The following is a 17,311-nucleotide window of genomic DNA, read 5'->3' on the forward strand; positions in this document are numbered from 1 at the left end:
TGGGTGGGGGCGGGCGAGGGCCGGGGCGAGGCGAGTGTGTGTGCGGTGGGCACGCACGGGGCGGAGCGCGGCCAGGCCGGGCGAAGGCAGGGCGGAGCGAGGCCAGAGCGCGGCGAGGCAGGGGCGGAGCGAGGCAAGGGTCGGGGTGATGGCGAGGGCGGGGCGAGGGGCAGACCGGCACAGGGCGGAGCGAGGCAAGGGTCGGGGTGATGGCGAGGGCGGGGCGAGGGGCAGACCGGCACAGGGCGGAGCGATGGCACGGCGGAGCGAGGGTGGGTGAAGTCGGGCTTGCGGCGTCTTGGGGCGGCTGGATCTGTGCCGGGCGATGGGGCCGTCAGTAGCGGAACTTGTGTTGGGCGCTGCGGCGGTTGATCCAGGCTGGGAGCTCGTCGAGTTGGTCGCGGTGGGGGATGCGGTCGATGGTGTCTTGTGGGTCGCCGGCGTTGCGCATTGTGACCACGAAGCCCTGCACCAATCGGTCGCCGCGGAGGTCGCGGTAGGTGGCTTCGACCAGGGTTTGGCTGTGGTCGGGGCGGCGGAGGGCGCAGAAGATCGTGCCGTCGCCGCCGGTGGTGAAGGCGCGGCGGATCTGGCCGCGGTCGTCGGGGTGGACCAAATCTTCCAGGGTGGCCAGGGGGGAGATGTTGTCTTCGCCCAGCAGGTCGTGCAGGGCGGGGCTGGCGTAGCGGATGCGCTGGTCCTCGTCCAGCACGAGCATCAGGTCGGCGGTGTTGCTGATGACTGCGCGCAGGTAGAGGTCGCTGTCGCGGCGGCCCACGGCCTCGACCAGGCTGATCCGGTCGAGGGCCAGGGCGGCCTGTCCGGCCAGCACCTCGAGCGCGTCGTGGGCGGCGGTGAGAGCGTCCCGGCGGCCGGTCAGCACCAGCGCGCCGCCGCTGGGGCGGGCCACGGCGAGTGGTTCGAGCCAGAGCGGGCAGACGAGTGTCGCCTCCTCGCCGGCCTGGCCGGCCGATCCCGAGCGGAACCAGCCGCCGAAGCGGCGATTCAACAAATCGCGGCCTCGACGCCAGAAAGGCATGCCGGCGTCGATGACGACCGAGGACGAGGCTTCTACGGGCGCGGATCCGTCGACCCACCACGTGCGGCGGCGGCCGGGTGGGGCGGGCGGCAGGGCCTCGGCGGCCAGTCGGCGGTCGTCGGGGGCGAAGACGACGCGGCCGACGGCGTCGTGGGGGAGCAGGGCGGCGACGGCCCGGCGTACGGCCTCGTCGACCGCGGGGACGTCGGCCGCGGCGACCAGGGCCGTGCTGGCGCCGCGCAGGCCCTGTTCGCGGCCCAGGGCCAGGCTGTTGAGGGTGGCCGAGTCGGCCAGGCGGGTGATCGTCAGCGTGAGCGTGATGGCGCCGGCGATCGCGATCGGGACGCCGTCGTTGACCTCGCCCTGCAGCGCCTCGATCAGCAGCACGATCGGCGGGGTGGCCACCGACGCGCCCAGCAGGGCCGCCCAGCGGCCGCGCCAGCGGGGTGTGCTCGGGGTCATCGGCTGGGTCAGGCGGACCATCGACGGGTGCAGCGCGGCCAGGCCCCAGGCTACGTAGAGCACACGGTAACCCGACTCGGCGGCCTCACCGGGGAACAATGGGTACAGCACGTCACCGGCCAGCAACCCGACCGAGCCGGCCAGCAGCAGCATCGCGGCGACGTTGCCGGGCACGGCCAGGTTGAGCCGGATCGCGACGGCGATGAGCAGCAGCGAGCCGATCACGTCGGACGCCGCGATCTCGCCCGCGAAGCCGTTGTCGCCGATCACGAACACCCACACGATCAGCAGCGCCGCGCAGGCGAAGGCCAGCAGGTCGATCAGCCGGGCCCGGTCGACCAGCACCGAGCCGCCCTGCGTGAACTGCAGTAACGCGCCCGCTACGAGCACGAACATGGCGAGGTAGAAGCCCGTCGCGAAGGGCATCTCGTCAAATGCGTAGAAAACGTCGCCGATTGCCAGCGCGGCGATCGCACCCGCCAGCAGCAGCCACGGCACGACCCGCGCCGGGCGATGCCAGCGCAGGCCCACGATGATCGCCGTGCAGCTGCCGGCACCCAGGAGTATCCACTCGATCGCCCTTGACACGTCCTACTTAGTACCAGGGTGGTAGCTGTCTGTCCATGTCGATGTATACGCTACGCAACTGCGCACCCGAATCGCCCGTCATCACCGCGGGTAACCAAGACCGGGGCCGGAAGTTTCGGGCCATCGCCGAAAAACACGACGTCAGTTGAAGACTTCGGCGACGACCCGGCCCGTGCCGGCGGCACTTTCCGCGGTTACCGCCTGCCACTTGCCGTCGGGGGCGTGCCACTCGAGATCGCCGAAACGTACCCGTTCGAGACCCGTGGCCGAGGCGTGCGCGACCAGCCAGTGGGCATACCGCCAGCCCGATTTGGGATTGGCGACCTTGACCGTGAGCCCGCCGTCCTGCTTGGCGGCCGCCGACTCGGGCAGGCCCTTGCCCCAGTCGAGCCGCAGCCCGTCCATCAGCGCGGCCGCCGCCTCGGCTCCGCGCAGCACCGGGGTGCCGCTCACGCTGCACTCCACGGCCCCGGTCGCGCCGCCGGTGAGGGCGCGGGCCAGCACCGCGGACTCGTCGGCCCATTTCTCGTACGCGTTGGGGTACGCCGAACGCTGCACCTTCTGCGCGGCGTCGGTGACCCGCATCTTCTCGTAGCCCTTGACCTTCTTGAGCGACGCGTAGAACTTGTTGGCCGCGTACCGCGGGTCCTTGATCTGCTCGATCGTGCCCCAGCCCTGACTGGGCCGCTGCTGGAAGAGGCCGACCGAGTCGCGGTCGCCGTCGTCGAGGTTCTCCAGCTTCGACTCCTGGAACGCGGTGGCCAGCGCGATCACCACGGCCCGCTCGGGCATGCCCCGGCGCAGGCCCACGGCGGTGATGGTGGCGGCGTTGGCCATCTGCACGTAGTCGAGCGTGACCTCGCCCTCGGCCCGTACGGTGCACTCGGGGCCGATTTTCGGGAGCTTGATGCCGTCGGAGAAGGTGTTCACGACGACGAAGACGCCGAGCGCACCGATGAGCGCGACGATCGCGAGCGCCACGATCGGTGACTTGCGCACTCACACCCCCAGGCGTAGTAGGTAGGCGACAAGAGTAGTCAACGAAGTCACCCGATCCGCGTCACCCGTCGGCTGCGGGAGCGGCGGGAACCCAGCTCGCGGGCCTCTTCTCGCGCAGCGCGGACACACCCTCGCGCCCCTCGGCCGACTTGAAGTAACCCGCCGACCGCGAGGCCAGCTCGGCCAGTTCGGCCCGGATCGGCGTACGGCGGAGCAGTTGTTTGGCGCCGGCGAGGGCGAGCGGGCCGCCCAGCACGAGGCTGGCGCAATAGCGGCGTACGGCGTCGTCGAGGTCTTCGGCTGCCACGGCCGCGCTGACCAGCCCGATCTCGGCCGCGCGGACACCGTCGAAGACGTCGCCGGTCAGATAGAGCTCGGCCGCCGCGCGTGGGGACAGCCGGGGCAGCACGGTGGCGCTGATCACGGCCGGGATCACGCCCAGGCGCACCTCGGAGAAGGCGAACGTGGCCTCGCGCGCGCAGACGGCGATGTCGGCCGCCGCGATCAGGCCGAGACCGCCCGCGCGGGCCGGACCGCCGACGCGCGCGACGACCGGCTTGGGGAACTCCCACAGCGCGGCCAGCACGTCGGCGATCATCTCGGCCGGGACGCGGCCGTTCTCGCGGGCCTCGGCGGTCTCCTTGAGGTCGGCGCCGGAGCAGAAAACCTTGCCCGTATGAGTCAGCACGATCGCCCGTACGGACGTGTCGGTGACCGCCGCGGCGAGCGCGTCGAGCAGCTCGCGCATCAGGGGAGTGGACAGGGCGTTGCGGTTCGCGGGGGAGTCCAGGGTCATGGTGGTCACCCCGGCGTCGGTGACGGTACGGACCAGAGCCATGGCGGAACCCTAACGGGGAGCGTGCACACTTGATGGATGGCCGGCGCACTTCCCGATGGCGAACCCGTACCGCAGGACGGGTCGCTACCCGACTCGGCGACGGCGCAGGTCGGAAAAAACGGATTCGCGGTGTACGTGCATGTGCCGTTCTGCGCGAGCCGCTGCGGATACTGCGACTTCAACACGTACACGGCGACCGAGCTGGGTGGCGGCGTTTCGCGCGATACGTACGCCGATACGGTGCTGCAGGAGCTCAAGCTCGCCCGGGGCGTGATAAATCCGGATAAATCGGGCAAGCATTGGGGCTTCCAGGGCAACGCGGTCCGGGGCAGCGCGGGCGGTGTGGGCTCAGGCAGTGCGGGCCGGGGCGGCGCGGCTGGTGCGGGCTGGGATGTCGGGGGTGGCGCGGGCCAGGGCGTGGCGGGTCTGCGCGCGGGCTCAAGTGCCGCGAGCGCTGGTGGTGGGGCTGTCGACACCGTGTTCTTCGGTGGGGGCACGCCGACGCTGTTGAGTGCTGACGATCTCGGGCGGATTCTCGAGGGGATCGACAAGACGTGGGGGCTGGCGAGCGACGCCGAGGTCACTACGGAGGCCAATCCCGAGTCAGTCAATCCCGAATATCTGCGGCGGCTGCGTGGGCACGGCTTCAACCGGATCTCGTTGGGCATGCAGTCGGCCGCGCCGGGGGTGTTGCGGATCCTCGATCGGCAGCACACCGCCGGCCGGGCGCCGCAGGCTGCCGCGGAGGCGAGGGAGGCCGGGTTCGAGCATGTCAACCTCGACCTCATCTACGGCACCCCGGGCGAGACGGCCGACGACTTCGCGACCTCGCTGCGGGCGGTGATCGACTCGGGCGTGGACCACGTCAGCGCGTACGCCCTGATCGTGGAGGACGGCACGCGGATGGCCGCCCGGATGCGGCGCGGGGAGATTCCGTACCCGTCCGACGACGTGGCCGCCGATCGCTATCTGGCTGCCGAGGCCGCCCTGAGCGAGGCCGGTTTCCAGTGGTACGAGGTCTCCAACTGGGCCACGAGCGACGACGCCCGCTGCCGGCACAACCTGCTCTATTGGACCGGCGCCGACTGGTGGGGGCTCGGGCCGGGCGCGCACAGCCACGTCGGCGGGGTGCGCTGGTGGAACGTCAAGCATCCGGCGGCGTACGCGGGAAGGCTTCTGCAGGGTCTCTCGCCGGGCCAGGGGCGTGAGCTGCTCACGGACGAGGACAGGCACGTCGAGGACGTGATGCTGCGGGTGCGGCTGCGTGAGGGCATCGGGCTCGACCGGGTCGACGCCGTCGGGGCCAAGCAGGCGCTGGCCAACGGGCTGCTCGACCCCGCCGCGTACGAGGAAGGGCTTTTGATCCTGACGCTGCGGGGCCGGCTGCTGGCCGATGCCGTGATCAGAGACGTGGTGTGACGCTCTTTACTTGATCAGGTTGATGGAGAGCGGGTAGTTGTACGGCTCGTTGTTGCTGGCCTTCACGCCCGCGATCACGCCGAAGATGATGGCGATCAGCGCGGCGATCGGGATGATCACGAAGCCGATGACGGCGCAGGCGGTGGCCCAGCCGATCAGCGTGACGACCGACCACACGATCTGGAAGTTGAGCGCCTTGACCGCCTCGGCCCGTACGGCGGGCGACTGGTTGCCCTTGGCCAGCATCGCGATCAGCGGCACGATCCAGCCGGACAGCCCGCCGCCGACGAGGGCGCCCAGCGCGCCGCCGAAGTGAGCGATCATGATCCAGGTCTTGTCGTCCTGGTTCTGCGCGGGGCCGTAGCCGGTGGGCGGCTGCTGATAGCCGTACTGCGGGGGCGGGCCACCATAGCCGGGGCCGCCCGAAGTGGGCGGGGGCGCTCCATAAGGACCACCCGATGAGGGCGGCGGCGAACCGTAGGGCGCGCCATAGGGGCCACCCGAGGTCGGCGGCGGAGAGCCGTACGGAGGCGGCGGAGGCGGTGTCGAACCGGAAGTCGGGTCGTTAGCCGCATATGGGTTGAACGGTGTGGTCGGGTCGTACGGATTACCTTCACCGGGCGGGCGAGGTGGTTCAGTCATGGCTGACACCGTAGAGCCGCAGTTCAATGCGGTCGAGAGCGACTCGCTGATCGAGTCGGCGAATAGACACTCCACTCGATCATCGCGCTCCCGACGGCGGCGACGTAGACTGGCACTCTGTCGTTACGAGTGCCAGAGAGGGAGGGGTCATTGTGAGTCTGGATGACCGCAAGCTCGAGGTGCTGCGGGCGATCGTCGAGGACTACGTCGAGACGCAGGAGCCCGTCGGGTCGAAATCCCTGGTCGAGCGGCATCAGCTCGGCGTCTCCCCGGCTACGGTGCGTAATGACATGGCCGTGCTGGAGGAGGAAGGATACATCCGCCAGCCGCACACGAGCGCCGGCCGGGTGCCCACCGACGCCGGCTATCGGCTCTTCGTCGACCGGCTCTCCAAGGTCAAGGCGCTCAGCCCGGCCGAGCGCCGGGCCATCGAGCGCTTCCTGATCGGCGCGGTCGACCTCGACGACGTGGTGCACCGCACGGTGCGCCTGCTGGCCCAGCTGACCCGCCAGGTCGCCGTCGTGCAATATCCGTCGCTGGCCCGCTCGTCGGTGCGCCACCTCGAGCTGGTGCCGATCTCGACCACGCGGCTCATGCTCGTGATGATCGCCGACACCGGCCGCGTCGAGCAGCGCCTGGTCGAGCTGCCCTCGCCCGTCCCGCCCGACGACGTGACCGACCTGCGCCGGCGGGTCAACGAGAAACTGGCCGGGCAGAAGCTGGCCGACACGCCGCCGCTCGTGCAAGGTTTGGTCGACGATTGCAGCCCCGACAGCCGCGCCACCATGGCCTGTCTGGCCTCAGTGTTGCTCGAGACGCTCGTCGAGCGCAGTGAGGAACGCCTCGCCTTGGCGGGCACGGCTAATCTGACACGTGGGGGCGTGCTGGACTTCCAGGGCACGCTGCGCCCCGTCCTCGAGGCCCTCGAGGAAGAGGTCATCCTGCTCAAGCTCATCGGCGACTTGGAACCGAGCACCACCCGGGTCCGGATCGGCGACGAGAACCAGATCGACAACCTGCGGTCGGCGTCCGTCGTCAGCACGGGGTATGGGCCCGGTGCGACGATCGTCGGTGGGCTCGGCGTGCTCGGTCCCACCCGGATGGATTACCCCGGCACCATCGCGACCGTGCGCGCGGTGGCCCGCTACGTGGGCGACCTTCTAGCACAGAACTGACGAGGATTGCGGAGCCCGTGGCCAAGGACTACTACGGCATTCTCGGTGTGAGCCGGGAAGCCACCGACGACGACATCAAGCGCGCCTACCGCAAACTGGCTCGGCAGTACCACCCGGACGTCAACCCCGATCCGGAAGCGCACGAGAAGTTCAAAGACATCAACGCGGCGTACGAGGTGCTCTCGGACGACCAGAAGCGGCAGATCGTCGACCTCGGCGGCGACCCGCTCGCCCCCGGCGGTGGCGGCGGAGCCGGTGGGCCCGGCGGAGCGGGCGGCCCGTTCGTCGGCTTCCAGGACATCATGGACGCGTTCTTCGGCACGGCTGCCGGCGGCAACGCCCGCGGCCCGCGCCCGCGCACCCGTCCCGGGGCCGACGCGATCCTGCGGCTCGAGCTCGACCTGGTCGAGACGGCGTTCGGTGTCGAGGCCCCGATCACCGTCGATACCGCGGTGCTGTGCACCCAGTGCTCCGGCGCCGGCACGGCCCCCGGCACCCACCTGGCCACCTGCGACACCTGCGGCGGCCGGGGCGAGGTGCAGAGCGTGCAGCGCACGTTCCTGGGCCAGGTCGTCTCGTCCCGCCCGTGCGCGACCTGCCAGGGTCACGGCACGGTCATCCCGCACCCCTGCCCGACCTGCGCCGGCGACGGCCGCGTGCGCACCCGCCGCTCGCTCACCGTCAAGATCCCGGCCGGTGTCGAGGACGGCATGCGCATCCGCCTGGCCCAGCAGGGCGAGGTCGGCCCCGGCGGCGGCACCCCCGGCGACCTCTACGTCGAGATCCACGAGCGCCCGCACGACGTCTATTCGCGCAAGGGCGACGACCTGCACTGCCGCGTCACGCTCCCGATGACCGCGGCCGCGCTCGGCACCCGCCTGACGATCAAGACGCTCGACAGCGAGGAGGGCATCGAGGTCAAGGCCGGCACCCAGCCCGCGTCCACGCTGCGCATCCGCGGCAAGGGCGTGCCCCACCTGCGGGGCCAGGGCCGCGGCGACCTCTTCGTGCACCTCGACGTCAAGACGCCGACCAAGCTCACCGGCGATCAGGAACGCATGCTGCGTGACTTCGCCAAGACCCGCGGCGAGGACATCGCCGAGCTGAGCAAGCAGGGCGGGTTCTTCAGCCGCATGCGGGACGCCTTCAACGGCCATTAAAAAGATCAAGAGCCTGATGTCCCAGCGGGGTGGTGGGTGACGGACCGTCGCTCCCGCGGGGACCGGGGCGGCTTTCGCTGGCCGCTACGCGTCCAAAACGCGAAACCCGCCCCGGCGACCTGAGTGAGTGGTTACGCCCCGAAAGGCCAACCCCGCGGTGACCGAGATCGACGCTGCTTTGCACCGCCTGGGCCGGGCGTTCGTAGCGGGCCTGCGGCAGCCCGGCTATCAGCTGGCCACCGTGCACTCGCACGGCAGCCAGAGCCAGACCTACACGCTGGCGGGCGAGCCGGCCCTGCTCGGCCGCTGGAACAATCTGGACCTCAACCACGCCGAGGAGGCGCTGCGCGGGGTGGCCGCCGGTCGTCTGGTTCTCGAGATGATCGGTGATCCGGACGGGACGTACACGATCCACTGGTCGCGGGACGTGCCGTCGTTGCCGGCCCGGATCGTGCTGGACGAGGAGTTCCGCCTGCCGGGGCATGAGCGGCCGCCGGCCCGGCAACCCGGCGTCGCCGGCACCCGCGGCACCGACCCGGCCGTGCTGGCCGAGGTCGGGCGGCTGGTCGGGGAGTTCACCGCGCGCCACCATCCGCGGGGGTATGCGCCCGGCCACGCCGAGGAGCAGATCGTCGCCGCCGAACGGGAGCTGGGGGTGCGGCTGCCGGAGGATCTGCGGGCCCTCTACCGGCTGGTCGGTGACGACCGGGACGAGTCGGGGCTGCTCGACCCGTTCGTGCTCGCGCCGCTGCACGTGGTCGTCGAGTGGAACCGGCAGAACCATCCCGGCTACCAGGACGGCCCGTTCGACGACGCAGTGATCTTCGATTGCGTACCGGCCGGGCATGTGCGCCGGGTGTCGTCGAGCAGCGGCTGGGTGACGTTCGCCCGCGACTACGGCATGAACTTCGCGGCCGTCGACCTCGACCCGGGGCCGCGGGGTCGCGCCGGCCAGGTCGTCACGCACGGGCGCGACGTGTGGGCGCCGGTCGCCTACGTCGCCGCCTCGATCACCGACCTGCTGCGCCGGGCGATCACGACGCTGGGTGACGAGCGCCCGTCACCGCCCGACCCCGAGATCAGGGTGGACCGGCTCCGGGACCTGCCGCTCACGGCCCAGGGGGTGGTGCTGCGCACCGATGCCCGGATCCGCCCCGCCGACCTCGCGCCCTTCACCAGCCTCCGCTCGATGGTCGTTCGCGGGAAGGCCAAGCTGACGCTGCCCCCGGGGCTGCCCCTGGAACACCTGGACGTCCAGGCGGCACGGTGGGATCTCACCGCGTTGCCGCCGACGATTGTCGATCTCGTGCTGAGCGGCAACGCCGAACCCGCACCGATCGCCGGCCTGGCCACGCTGCCCGGCCTCGTCCGCCTGGATCTGTCCGGGGCGACCGTGCCGGACATCGGCGTGATCGCCACGTTGCCCGCGCTGAAGGTGCTGACCCTCAGCGGCCGTCAGTGGACCGAGTTGCTGGCCACCGGGTGGCGACCGGCCGGGCTGGCCGCGGCCGGGCTGGGCGGCTCGGCCGGGGTGGGTGACGCCGCCCGCTGGTTCCGGGCGCTCGGCCGCGAAGGCCGTGTCCGCACTCTCACCAGCGGTTGACCAGCGAATCGGGGACCGCCGTCACACCTTGCGCGCAGAATCCGTCAGAGGAGTAGAGGCGTTCCCACGAGGGGGACGGCATGTGCGTGAGGACACCTGTCATGGCTTACATCGTGGATTTCACCACCGTGTCGACCGTCGGGCTGGAGTCGTCGCCGGTTGCGCCCGCGCTGGCGGGGCTGCGGGCGAACGAGGCCCGGTACTTCAAGAACAAGTTCGACCACGTGTTCACGGTCGAGCCCGCTGCCGAGGCCGCGGCGACCGTCGAGTGGGTGAGCCGGATCCTCGAGGAGGAGCGCGGCCTGGTCATCGCGTCCAAGCCGCTCGAGGCGACCGCGTTCGAGGTCGACAACACGCGGATGGCGTACGTGTTCTACGAGAGCGGGCTGTCGATCAACGTGATGTACGGGCTGGCGGAGGGTGGGAAGCGGGCGGTCGGGTTCAAGCTGTCGGACGGCATGGACGTGCCCGAGGAGCTGGGCTCGTTCAAGTTCGCCCGGCAGAAGTCGAAGCTGGCCGGCACTATCCGCGGGTCCTACTTCGTGATCAAGAAGGAGCACTGAAGGAGAGCACGGCGCGTCCGGAGCCCTGGCGCGACCACGCCTCGGTCACCTCGCCGAACGGCACCACCTCGTGGGCGACGGTGAGCCGCCCGGCCGTGGCGTGCTCGGCCACCACGCCCAGCGAGTCGGCACGCTCGCCGACCGACAGGCCGTTGTTGGTGTAGCCGAGGATCTTGAGCGAGCCGCTGCGCAGCGTGGCCGAGTCGAGCGGGGCGGTGGCGCCGGCCGAGCTGCCCAGGTTGACCATGCGGCCGCCGGGGCGCAGCACGCGCAGCGCGGCCGCGGCGGGCACGCCGAAGACCGGGTCGAGCACGAGGTCGACCAGCCCCGCCACGGCGCGCAGGCGCTCGGCGAGGGAGGTGGCGTCGTCGTCGGGCCGCAGGGCGACGGCATCGGCGGCGCCCAGCGAGAGGGCCCGGTCGAGGGCGTCGGCGGAGCGGGACACGGCGATCACCCGGGACGCGCCGCCGAGCAGGGCGAGCTGGATCGCGGCCTGGCCGACGACCCCGCCCGCGCCGAGCACCACGACCACTTCGCCCTCGGCCAGCCCGCCGGTGCGGGTCAGGGCGGCGTGCGCGGCCACGGCCGACAGGCCCAGCGCGGCGATCAGGGTCAGCGGCGCCGCCGGTGGCAGGGGCACGACATCCACGTACGGAATCGCGACCTCGGCGGCCATGCTGCCGTCGCCCGGTCGCATGCCGGCCGACGTCGCGAACCACACCGGGGTGCCGTCGTCGCGCCGGCCGACCCCCTGCACGCCGGGAACGTACGGGGTCGCGGGTTGTCCGAAGTAGCTGGTGCCCGACGCGCAGAGCAGGTCGAGCGGGGTGATCGGGGCCGCCGCCACGCGGATCGGCACCTCGCCCGCATGCGGGACGGGCGGCCGCCGCTCCTCGATCGACGGCGGCCGGCCGCACACCCGCAGCACGGCCGCCGGGATCATGTGGCGATGTCCGGGTACGGCATGTCGAAGTGCGCGAGGCGGGCCCCGAACGCCTTCTGATATTCCAGCGGCTCGGTGTTGTCGCGCTCGAACATCGCGATGAACAGCGTGAGCGTGAGGAACGGGTGGGCGCCGAGCTCGAACAGGCGCACGTGGTCATGGGCGATCAGGGCCGCCCGCTCGTCGTCGGTGAACCGCAGCCAGGTGCTGGACTCGCCGTTGATGCAGTTCAGCACCGTGTTTGCCCGCGCGTCCTCCCACCAGGTGACCAGCTCGCGCGGCTCGGAGCGATACCGCTCGACCAGGTCGGGATCCCGGTCCACGGTGTAGAGAAACTTGTTGAGCAGATATTTGCTCACAGCGCGCCTCCGGCTGAGGGATACCAGGTGAAGTAGGCCTCCATCGTGTGGAACAGGTCAAGGGTGTCGACGTAGTCGGCCTTCGCGCCGGCCCCGGCCACGCCCATCATGAGCATGAAGTCCATGAACCCGTGGGTGGCGTTGCCCGGCGAGTGCAGGCTGTCCAGCGTCACCTCGCGCAGGCAACTGTCGAGGTCGCCCGTCGCGATCCACTCGACCGCGCGCCGGTCGAACTCCGGGTCGGGACCGTGCGGCCCGAACTGCCGGGGCCCGCCCAGCTCGAGCGAGAGGTGCCCGGTGCCGATGACGGCGACCCGCAGGTGCGACGGCCAGCTCTCGATGATGCGCCGGATCGACTCGCCCAGCTTGACGAAGCGCGACGGCTGGGGCAGCGGCGGCGCGAAGATGTTCGTGTAGATCGGCACGATCGGCAGGTCGGCCTCGGGCCGCAGCGTGATGATCGGGCAGGTGATGCTGTGGTCGATCCGCAGCTCGTTGCTGAACGCCAGGTCGAAGCCGTCGTCGAGCCCGGCCCGCAGGATGTGCGCCGAGAGGTCTTCCTGGCCCTTGAGCAGCATCCTGGGCAGGCCGAACTCGCGCTCCTCGTTGTACCAGTTGGCGTCGTAGAAGGGCGCCTTGCCCACCAGGAACTGCGGCATGTTGTCGAGCCAGAGCTGGTGGAAGTGGTCGGAGCCGACCATCACCAGCACGTCCGGGTTGGCCCTGGTCAGGGTCTCGCGGAAGGCCAGGATCTTGCGCGTCCACTCGTCGGCGAACGGCGGGCGGTCCTCGCCGGTGGCCGTGCTGGCGCGATAGTAGAACGGGTGGTGGGTGGACGCGATGACCGCGACGATGCTGGCCATGCCTCAATCCTTCCGGGGCTCGTAGACGGCATTTCGGTCGACAGTTCGGTAGATATCCATCGCGATGGGATTACGCCGCTCCTCAGCGATCTGTCCCAAAAGTCCGGCCGCCCTGGCCAGCAACGCGAACCCCCGCAGCAGGTCGGTGGGCAGACCCAGGTCGGCCAGCGCCGCGCCGCACACCCCGGCCCCGTTGAGTGGCAACCGTTTCCCCAGCACCTCGGGGTGCACCCGTCCGATCGCCTCGAACAATCGCAGGTGGGGCCCGTAGACGCCCTCCTCGGTAGCGATCCGAATCAGCACCGGGGTCCGCGGGTCGAGATCTTTGTGCACGGGGTGACCCAGGCCGGGAATGAAACGTTTTGAAGCCTTGGCCTGACGGACCGCCTCCAGTGCGATCACGTCGTAGTCCCGTTCCACGCCGGCGCCGACCAGAGTGGCCGCCAGGAACTGCCCGCAGTCTTCGGTCACGCCGAGAAAGCGCGACCCGCCGCCGAGCAGCCCGGCGGCCATGGCGCCCTGCAGCGAGTCGGGAGCGGACAAATAGGTCAGCCGGGCCGCGATCGCGGTGGGCGTGAACCCGTGATCGGCCAGCGCCACCAGCACCGCCTCGAAGACGCGGACCTCGCCCGCCGTGGGCCGGCGCCCGGCGACCAGCCAGAAGGCCAGCTCGCCGAAGCCCACCTGGCCCATCAGGTCGGCCGCCAGGTCCTGCCCGAGCAGCGAGATGGTCTCGGGGGTCGACGTGCCGAGGCCGGTCGGAAAGCTCAGCTCCTCAGCCACTTGCGGATCTCCTCGCCGTGTTCGTCAAGCCCGGGCGGCGCCAATTCGTACCGCGGCCGGGTCTCGCTGAAGGTGATGGGGTTGCGGATGCCGGGCACGCCGCGGGTGGTGACCACGGGGTCGAGCCCGACCTCCTCGGCGAACGCGACGCCGCCGTCGATCGTGTTGATCGGGGCGCACGGGACGCCCGCCGCGAGCAGGTCGCGGAACCATTCGTCCTTCGTCCGGGTGGCCAGCCGCTCGACGAGAATCGGGCGCAGGGCCTCGCGATTCGCCGTACGGTCCTGGTTGCGGCCGAACCGCGGGTCGTCGGGCAGGCCGGGCAGGTCGAGCACCTGGCACAGCTTGCGGAACTGCCCGTCGTTGCCCGCGATCACGATCAGCTCGCCGTCGGCGGTGGGCAGTGGCTCGTACGGAAAGAGGCTGGGGTGCGCGTTGCCCATGCGGAACGGGATCGTGCCCCCGGCGACGAACCCGCTGGAGTGGTTGACCAGCCCGGACAGCGCCGAGCTGAGCAGGTTGACCTCGACGTGCTGGCCGCGCCCGGTGGCCGCGCGGTGGTGAAGGGCGGCCAGGATGCCGATGTTGGCGTGCATGCCCGCCATGACGTCGAAGACCGAGATGCCGGCCCGGTAGGGCGAGCCGTCCGGATCGCCGGTGAGGCTCATCAGCCCGGAGATGGCCTGCACCATCAGGTCGTAACCGGGCAGGCCAGCGCCCGCGCCGGTGCCGAAGCCGCTGATGCTGGCGTAGACGATCTTTTCGTTGGCCGCGGCCACGGTGTCGTAGTCGAGCCCGAACCGCGCGAGCCCGCCCGGCCGGAAATTCTCGATCATGACGTCGGCCCGGCGGGCCAGCTCGCGCGCGTCGGCCAGGTCGGCCTCGTTCTTGAGGTCGAGCGCGATCGACCGCTTGTTGCGATTGATGCCGAGGTAGTACGTCGACACGTCGTCGCGGACCGGCGGCATCCAGGTGCGGGTGTCGTCGCCGCCCGGGCCCTCCACCTTGATCACCTGTGCGCCGAGGTCGGCCAGCAGCATCGTCGCGTACGGCCCGGCGAGGATCCGGGAGAAGTCCGCGACCAGGAGGCCGGCCAGAGGTCCGTGCTCAGTCATGCGTACCGCCCGTTCTGCGGACACTCGTCCGCCCGGACAGCTTGCTCCGGCGCACCCCGCGTGTCAACGGGCGCTTCATAAAGCCGAAACAAACTATTGACCGCGCAAGTGGCCGGGAGCACACTGACGCCACTCCGGCTGACCGCTGAGCGGACACCAGTCCGGAAATCCAGGAGAGGATGCGCGATGATCTTCCGTAATGGCCTGGTTCTGACGATGGACGACTCGCATACCGTGCTCGAGAACGCCGATGTGCTGATCGTCGACGACAAGATCGCCGAGATCGGGCCGAACCTGACCGCCCCCGACGGCCACGAGGAGATCGACGCCTCCGGCGGCATCCTCATGCCCGGCATGGTCGACACCCACCGGCACCTGTGGCAGACCGCGATGCGCGGCTACGGCGCCGACTGGACCCTCACGCAGTATTTCGTCTGGTACTACCTCGAGTCGGGCAAACACTTCCGGCCCGAGGACATCTACGCCGGCAACCTGCTCGGCGCGCTCGAGGCGATCGACTCCGGCGTCACCACGACCGTCGACTGGTCGCACGGCCTGCAGAGCGTCGACCACGCCGACGCCGCGGTCGACGCGCTCGAGGCCGTGCCGGGCCGGTTCGTGCTGGCGTACGGGAACATTCAGCAGGGTCCGTGGGAGTGGGCGACGTCGGCCGAGTTCCAGGACTTCTACCGCCGCCGCGTCGACGGGGGCAAGCTGGCCGGGTTCCAGCTGGCGTTCGACGTCACCGGCGACCCCGCCTTCCCCGAGAAGGCCGCCTTCGAGGTCGCGCGCGAGCTCGGGGTGCCGGTCACGACGCACGCCGGCGTGTGGGGCGCCACCAACGACGACGGCATCCGGCTCATGCACGACAGCGGCTTCATGAGCCCCGGCCACGTCTACGTGCACGCGGCCACGCTCTCCAGCGACTCCTACCACCGGATCGCGGCCACCGGCGGCTCGGTGTCGGTGTCGACCGAGAGCGAGCAGAGCGCCGGTCAGGGCTACCCGCCCACCTGGCAGCTGCGGCGCCACGGCATTCCGGTGTCGCTGTCGATGGACACCAGCGTGTGGTGGAGCGGCGACCTGTTCTCGGCCATGCGCAGCACGCTCAGCGCCGACCGGGCCCGCGAGCACCTCGAAGCGCACGGCAAGCAGGAGACGGTCACCCACCACCACCTGCGGGCCGGGCAGGTCGTCGACTGGGCCACCCGCGGCGGGGCGAAGGCGCTGGGGCTGGACTCGGCGATCGGGGCGCTCACCCCGGGCCGTCAGGCCGACGTCGTGCTGATCAAGAACGACGCCTCCCCGGTCATGTTCCCCCTGCTCAACCCGTACGGGCATGTGGTCTTCCAGGCGGCCCGCGGTGACGTGCACACTGTCGTGATCGGCGGCCGGACGGTCAAGCGCGACGGCAAGCTCGTGGACGCCGACCTGGCCGCCGCCCGGGGCAAGGTGACCGCGACGATCGACCACCTGCGCGCGACGCTGGGCGAGGACGCCTGGAAGCAGGGCATGAACCCGGACATCCCCGAGGCCCGGATCCTGCACAACCCGTATCAGTACACCAAGTAGGGTCCCGTTCCATGACGGACATCGGAAGGGGCGCCGGACCCGACTTCATCGAGGCGCTGGCCCGCGGCCTCGACGTCCTGCGCTCCTTCCGTCCGGGCACGCCGGCCATGACGCTCAGCGAGATCGCCGGTCACACGGGGCTGGCCCGGCCCACCGTGCGCCGCATCCTGATCACGCTGGAGGCGCTGGGCTACGTGCGGGCCGACGGCCGGGGGTACGCGCTCACCCCGCGCGTGCTCGAGCTCGGGATGGCGTACGTGAACGCGCAGAACATGTGGGACGTGGCCCGGCCGCACATGGAGAAGCTGGTCGCGCTGACCAACGAGTCGACGTCGATGGCCCAGCTCGACGGGGGCGACATCGTCTACGTGGCCCGGGTGGCCGTGCCGAAGATCGTCACGCTGGCGGTCACGATCGGCACCCGGTTCCCGGCCCCGGCCACCTCGATGGGCAAGGTGCTGCTGGCCGCGCTGCCCGCCGAGGAGCTGGCCGCCGTGCTGGCCGAGCCGTCCCGCTCGGGCATCACCGCGCGCTGGGAGCCGGCGCCGGCCGAGCTCGACGCGTCGCTGCGCGAGGTGCGGGCCAAGGGGTGGGCGCTGGCCGATCAGGATCTCGCGCCAGGCATCCGGTCGATCGCCACCGGCGTACGGGGTGGGGACGGGCGGGTGGTGGCCGCGATCAACGTGACCGTGCACGCGGCCGAGACGACGCTCGAGACCCTGGTCGAGGAGCACCTGCCCCGGCTGCTGCGCACGGCGGCCGACATCGGCCACGACTGGTCACTGACCGCAGCCGTCCCCACCGTCACAGTCTGAGAATTTCTCGCGGTGCGGTTACCCTCCGGTCGTGCCACGCTGATCCGGTGAGGCTGGTGACCGATCTCTTCGACCCCGAACCCGTGCGGTGGGGTCTGCGCGGCGACCCGTGGGTCTGGCGCGCCATGTGCGAGCAGCTCACCGGCCTGGCCCTGCCGCCGTCGGTGGGCGAGGTGGAGCGGCTGCTGATCGCGACCTTCGACCGGGTGGCCCGCTGCGACCTGGCCACCGAGACCGCGCCCTGGGTGTTCCGCGAGGAGTTCGCCCACGGCGCCGGGATGTCGGACGGCAGCGTCCACCTGGAGATGTGGCGGGCCGAGCTGCTGCCCACCCTGGTCGACCGCGCCCGCAGCCGCCTCGACGGTTAGCTTTC

17 protein-coding genes are annotated in these 17,311 nt (G+C 70.9%); 8 read left to right on the forward strand and 9 right to left on the reverse strand.

Annotated elements, in window-relative coordinates:
* Window positions 1-334: 334 nt before the first annotated feature.
* The 3 genes from JKJ07_RS17580 to JKJ07_RS17590 form a co-directional block, all read right to left on the reverse strand.
* Window positions 335-2,089 (reverse strand): PAS domain-containing protein, encoded by a 1,755-nt coding sequence (locus tag JKJ07_RS17580; protein ID WP_202992678.1) that lies wholly within the window; start codon window positions 2,087-2,089, stop codon window positions 335-337.
* 141 nt (window positions 2,090-2,230) lie between these two features.
* Window positions 2,231-3,088, reverse strand: coding sequence for a hypothetical protein (locus JKJ07_RS17585; RefSeq protein ID WP_202992679.1), 858 nt, complete (start codon window positions 3,086-3,088; stop codon window positions 2,231-2,233).
* Window positions 3,089-3,149: 61 nt separating this feature from the next.
* Window positions 3,150-3,926 carry an enoyl-CoA hydratase-related protein gene (locus JKJ07_RS17590; protein ID WP_202992680.1) on the reverse strand — a complete coding sequence of 259 codons (777 nt, stop codon included), beginning with the start codon at window positions 3,924-3,926 and terminating at the stop codon, window positions 3,150-3,152.
* 36 nt (window positions 3,927-3,962) lie between these two features.
* Between JKJ07_RS17590 and hemW the strand changes: the two genes are divergently transcribed.
* Entirely contained in the window at window positions 3,963-5,345 is a 1,383-nt protein-coding gene (gene hemW, locus JKJ07_RS17600; protein WP_236029295.1) for a radical SAM family heme chaperone HemW, read from the forward strand.
* Between the two features lie 6 nt (window positions 5,346-5,351).
* Here hemW and JKJ07_RS17605 read toward each other — a convergent pair whose 3' ends face one another.
* Window positions 5,352-5,987, reverse strand: a complete 636-nt coding sequence (locus JKJ07_RS17605; RefSeq protein WP_202992681.1) for a DUF4870 domain-containing protein — start codon at window positions 5,985-5,987, stop codon at window positions 5,352-5,354.
* Between the two features lie 152 nt (window positions 5,988-6,139).
* Here JKJ07_RS17605 and hrcA point away from each other — a divergent pair, with 152 nt between their 5' ends.
* The 4 genes from hrcA (at window position 6,140) to JKJ07_RS17625 (ending at window position 10,488) form a co-directional block, all read left to right on the forward strand.
* Window positions 6,140-7,162: a heat-inducible transcriptional repressor HrcA gene (gene hrcA, locus JKJ07_RS17610; protein WP_202992682.1), complete on the forward strand. Its 1,023-nt coding sequence runs from the start codon at window positions 6,140-6,142 to the stop codon at window positions 7,160-7,162.
* Between the two features lie 17 nt (window positions 7,163-7,179).
* Window positions 7,180-8,322 carry a molecular chaperone DnaJ gene (gene dnaJ, locus JKJ07_RS17615; RefSeq protein WP_202992683.1) on the forward strand — a complete coding sequence of 381 codons (1,143 nt, stop codon included), beginning with the start codon at window positions 7,180-7,182 and terminating at the stop codon, window positions 8,320-8,322.
* A gap of 127 nt (window positions 8,323-8,449) precedes the next feature.
* Complete coding sequence (locus tag JKJ07_RS17620) at window positions 8,450-9,925, forward strand: SMI1/KNR4 family protein (RefSeq protein WP_202992684.1); 1,476 nt, start codon at window positions 8,450-8,452, stop codon at window positions 9,923-9,925.
* 101 nt (window positions 9,926-10,026) lie between these two features.
* A complete protein-coding gene (locus JKJ07_RS17625) occupies window positions 10,027-10,488 on the forward strand; it encodes a DUF8821 family protein (protein ID WP_202992685.1) in 462 nt (153 codons plus the stop codon).
* On the opposite strand, the gene JKJ07_RS17630 is transcribed toward JKJ07_RS17625, so the two are convergent.
* Genes JKJ07_RS17630 through JKJ07_RS17650 form a run of 5 tightly spaced genes read right to left on the reverse strand, consistent with a single transcriptional unit; the run spans window position 10,472 to window position 14,551 of the window.
* Complete coding sequence (locus JKJ07_RS17630) at window positions 10,472-11,431, reverse strand: quinone oxidoreductase family protein (protein ID WP_202992686.1); 960 nt, start codon at window positions 11,429-11,431, stop codon at window positions 10,472-10,474. The two genes, JKJ07_RS17625 and JKJ07_RS17630, sit on opposite strands and share 17 nt — an antisense overlap.
* On the reverse strand, window positions 11,428-11,790 hold the full coding sequence (locus tag JKJ07_RS17635) for a hypothetical protein (protein ID WP_202992687.1): 363 nt from the start codon (window positions 11,788-11,790) through the stop codon (window positions 11,428-11,430). The genes JKJ07_RS17630 and JKJ07_RS17635 overlap by 4 nt, the downstream gene beginning before the upstream one ends.
* Window positions 11,787-12,653, reverse strand: a complete 867-nt coding sequence (locus tag JKJ07_RS17640) for a DODA-type extradiol aromatic ring-opening family dioxygenase (RefSeq protein ID WP_202992688.1) — start codon at window positions 12,651-12,653, stop codon at window positions 11,787-11,789. The genes JKJ07_RS17635 and JKJ07_RS17640 overlap by 4 nt, the downstream gene beginning before the upstream one ends.
* A gap of 3 nt (window positions 12,654-12,656) precedes the next feature.
* Window positions 12,657-13,436, reverse strand: coding sequence for a citryl-CoA lyase (locus JKJ07_RS17645; RefSeq protein ID WP_202992689.1), 780 nt, complete (start codon window positions 13,434-13,436; stop codon window positions 12,657-12,659).
* Window positions 13,421-14,551 (reverse strand): CaiB/BaiF CoA transferase family protein, encoded by a 1,131-nt coding sequence (locus tag JKJ07_RS17650; protein ID WP_202992690.1) that lies wholly within the window; start codon window positions 14,549-14,551, stop codon window positions 13,421-13,423. The genes JKJ07_RS17645 and JKJ07_RS17650 overlap by 16 nt, the downstream gene beginning before the upstream one ends.
* A gap of 186 nt (window positions 14,552-14,737) precedes the next feature.
* On the opposite strand from JKJ07_RS17650, the gene JKJ07_RS17655 reads away from it, so the two are divergent.
* Genes JKJ07_RS17655 through JKJ07_RS17665 form a run of 3 tightly spaced genes read left to right on the forward strand, consistent with a single transcriptional unit; the run spans window position 14,738 to window position 17,306 of the window.
* Window positions 14,738-16,123: an amidohydrolase family protein gene (locus tag JKJ07_RS17655; protein ID WP_202992691.1), complete on the forward strand. Its 1,386-nt coding sequence runs from the start codon at window positions 14,738-14,740 to the stop codon at window positions 16,121-16,123.
* Between the two features lie 11 nt (window positions 16,124-16,134).
* Window positions 16,135-16,938, forward strand: a complete 804-nt coding sequence (locus tag JKJ07_RS17660; RefSeq protein ID WP_202992692.1) for an IclR family transcriptional regulator domain-containing protein — start codon at window positions 16,135-16,137, stop codon at window positions 16,936-16,938.
* A gap of 47 nt (window positions 16,939-16,985) precedes the next feature.
* Complete coding sequence (locus JKJ07_RS17665; protein WP_202992693.1) at window positions 16,986-17,306, forward strand: hypothetical protein; 321 nt, start codon at window positions 16,986-16,988, stop codon at window positions 17,304-17,306.
* Window positions 17,307-17,311: the final 5 nt, after the last annotated feature.

This window comes from Paractinoplanes lichenicola, from assembly GCF_016785085.1.
GTDB lineage: Bacteria > Actinomycetota > Actinomycetes > Mycobacteriales > Micromonosporaceae > Actinoplanes > Actinoplanes lichenicola.

Bases quoted from the DNA above. Each gene is read 5' to 3' on its own strand.
- JKJ07_RS17590 (WP_202992680.1), bottom strand. From the start codon at position 3,926: ATGGCTCTGGTCCGTACCGTCACCGACGCCGGGGTGACCACCATGACC.
- hemW (WP_236029295.1), top strand. From the start codon at position 3,963: ATGGCCGGCGCACTTCCCGATGGCGAACCCGTACCGCAGGACGGGTCG.
- JKJ07_RS17605 (WP_202992681.1), bottom strand. From the start codon at position 5,987: ATGACTGAACCACCTCGCCCGCCCGGTGAAGGTAATCCGTACGACCCG.
- JKJ07_RS17625 (WP_202992685.1), top strand. From the start codon at position 10,027: ATGGCTTACATCGTGGATTTCACCACCGTGTCGACCGTCGGGCTGGAG.
- JKJ07_RS17630 (WP_202992686.1), bottom strand. From the start codon at position 11,431: ATGATCCCGGCGGCCGTGCTGCGGGTGTGCGGCCGGCCGCCGTCGATC.
- JKJ07_RS17640 (WP_202992688.1), bottom strand. From the start codon at position 12,653: ATGGCCAGCATCGTCGCGGTCATCGCGTCCACCCACCACCCGTTCTAC.
- JKJ07_RS17650 (WP_202992690.1), bottom strand. From the start codon at position 14,551: ATGACTGAGCACGGACCTCTGGCCGGCCTCCTGGTCGCGGACTTCTCC.
- JKJ07_RS17655 (WP_202992691.1), top strand. From the start codon at position 14,738: ATGATCTTCCGTAATGGCCTGGTTCTGACGATGGACGACTCGCATACC.
- JKJ07_RS17660 (WP_202992692.1), top strand. From the start codon at position 16,135: ATGACGGACATCGGAAGGGGCGCCGGACCCGACTTCATCGAGGCGCTG.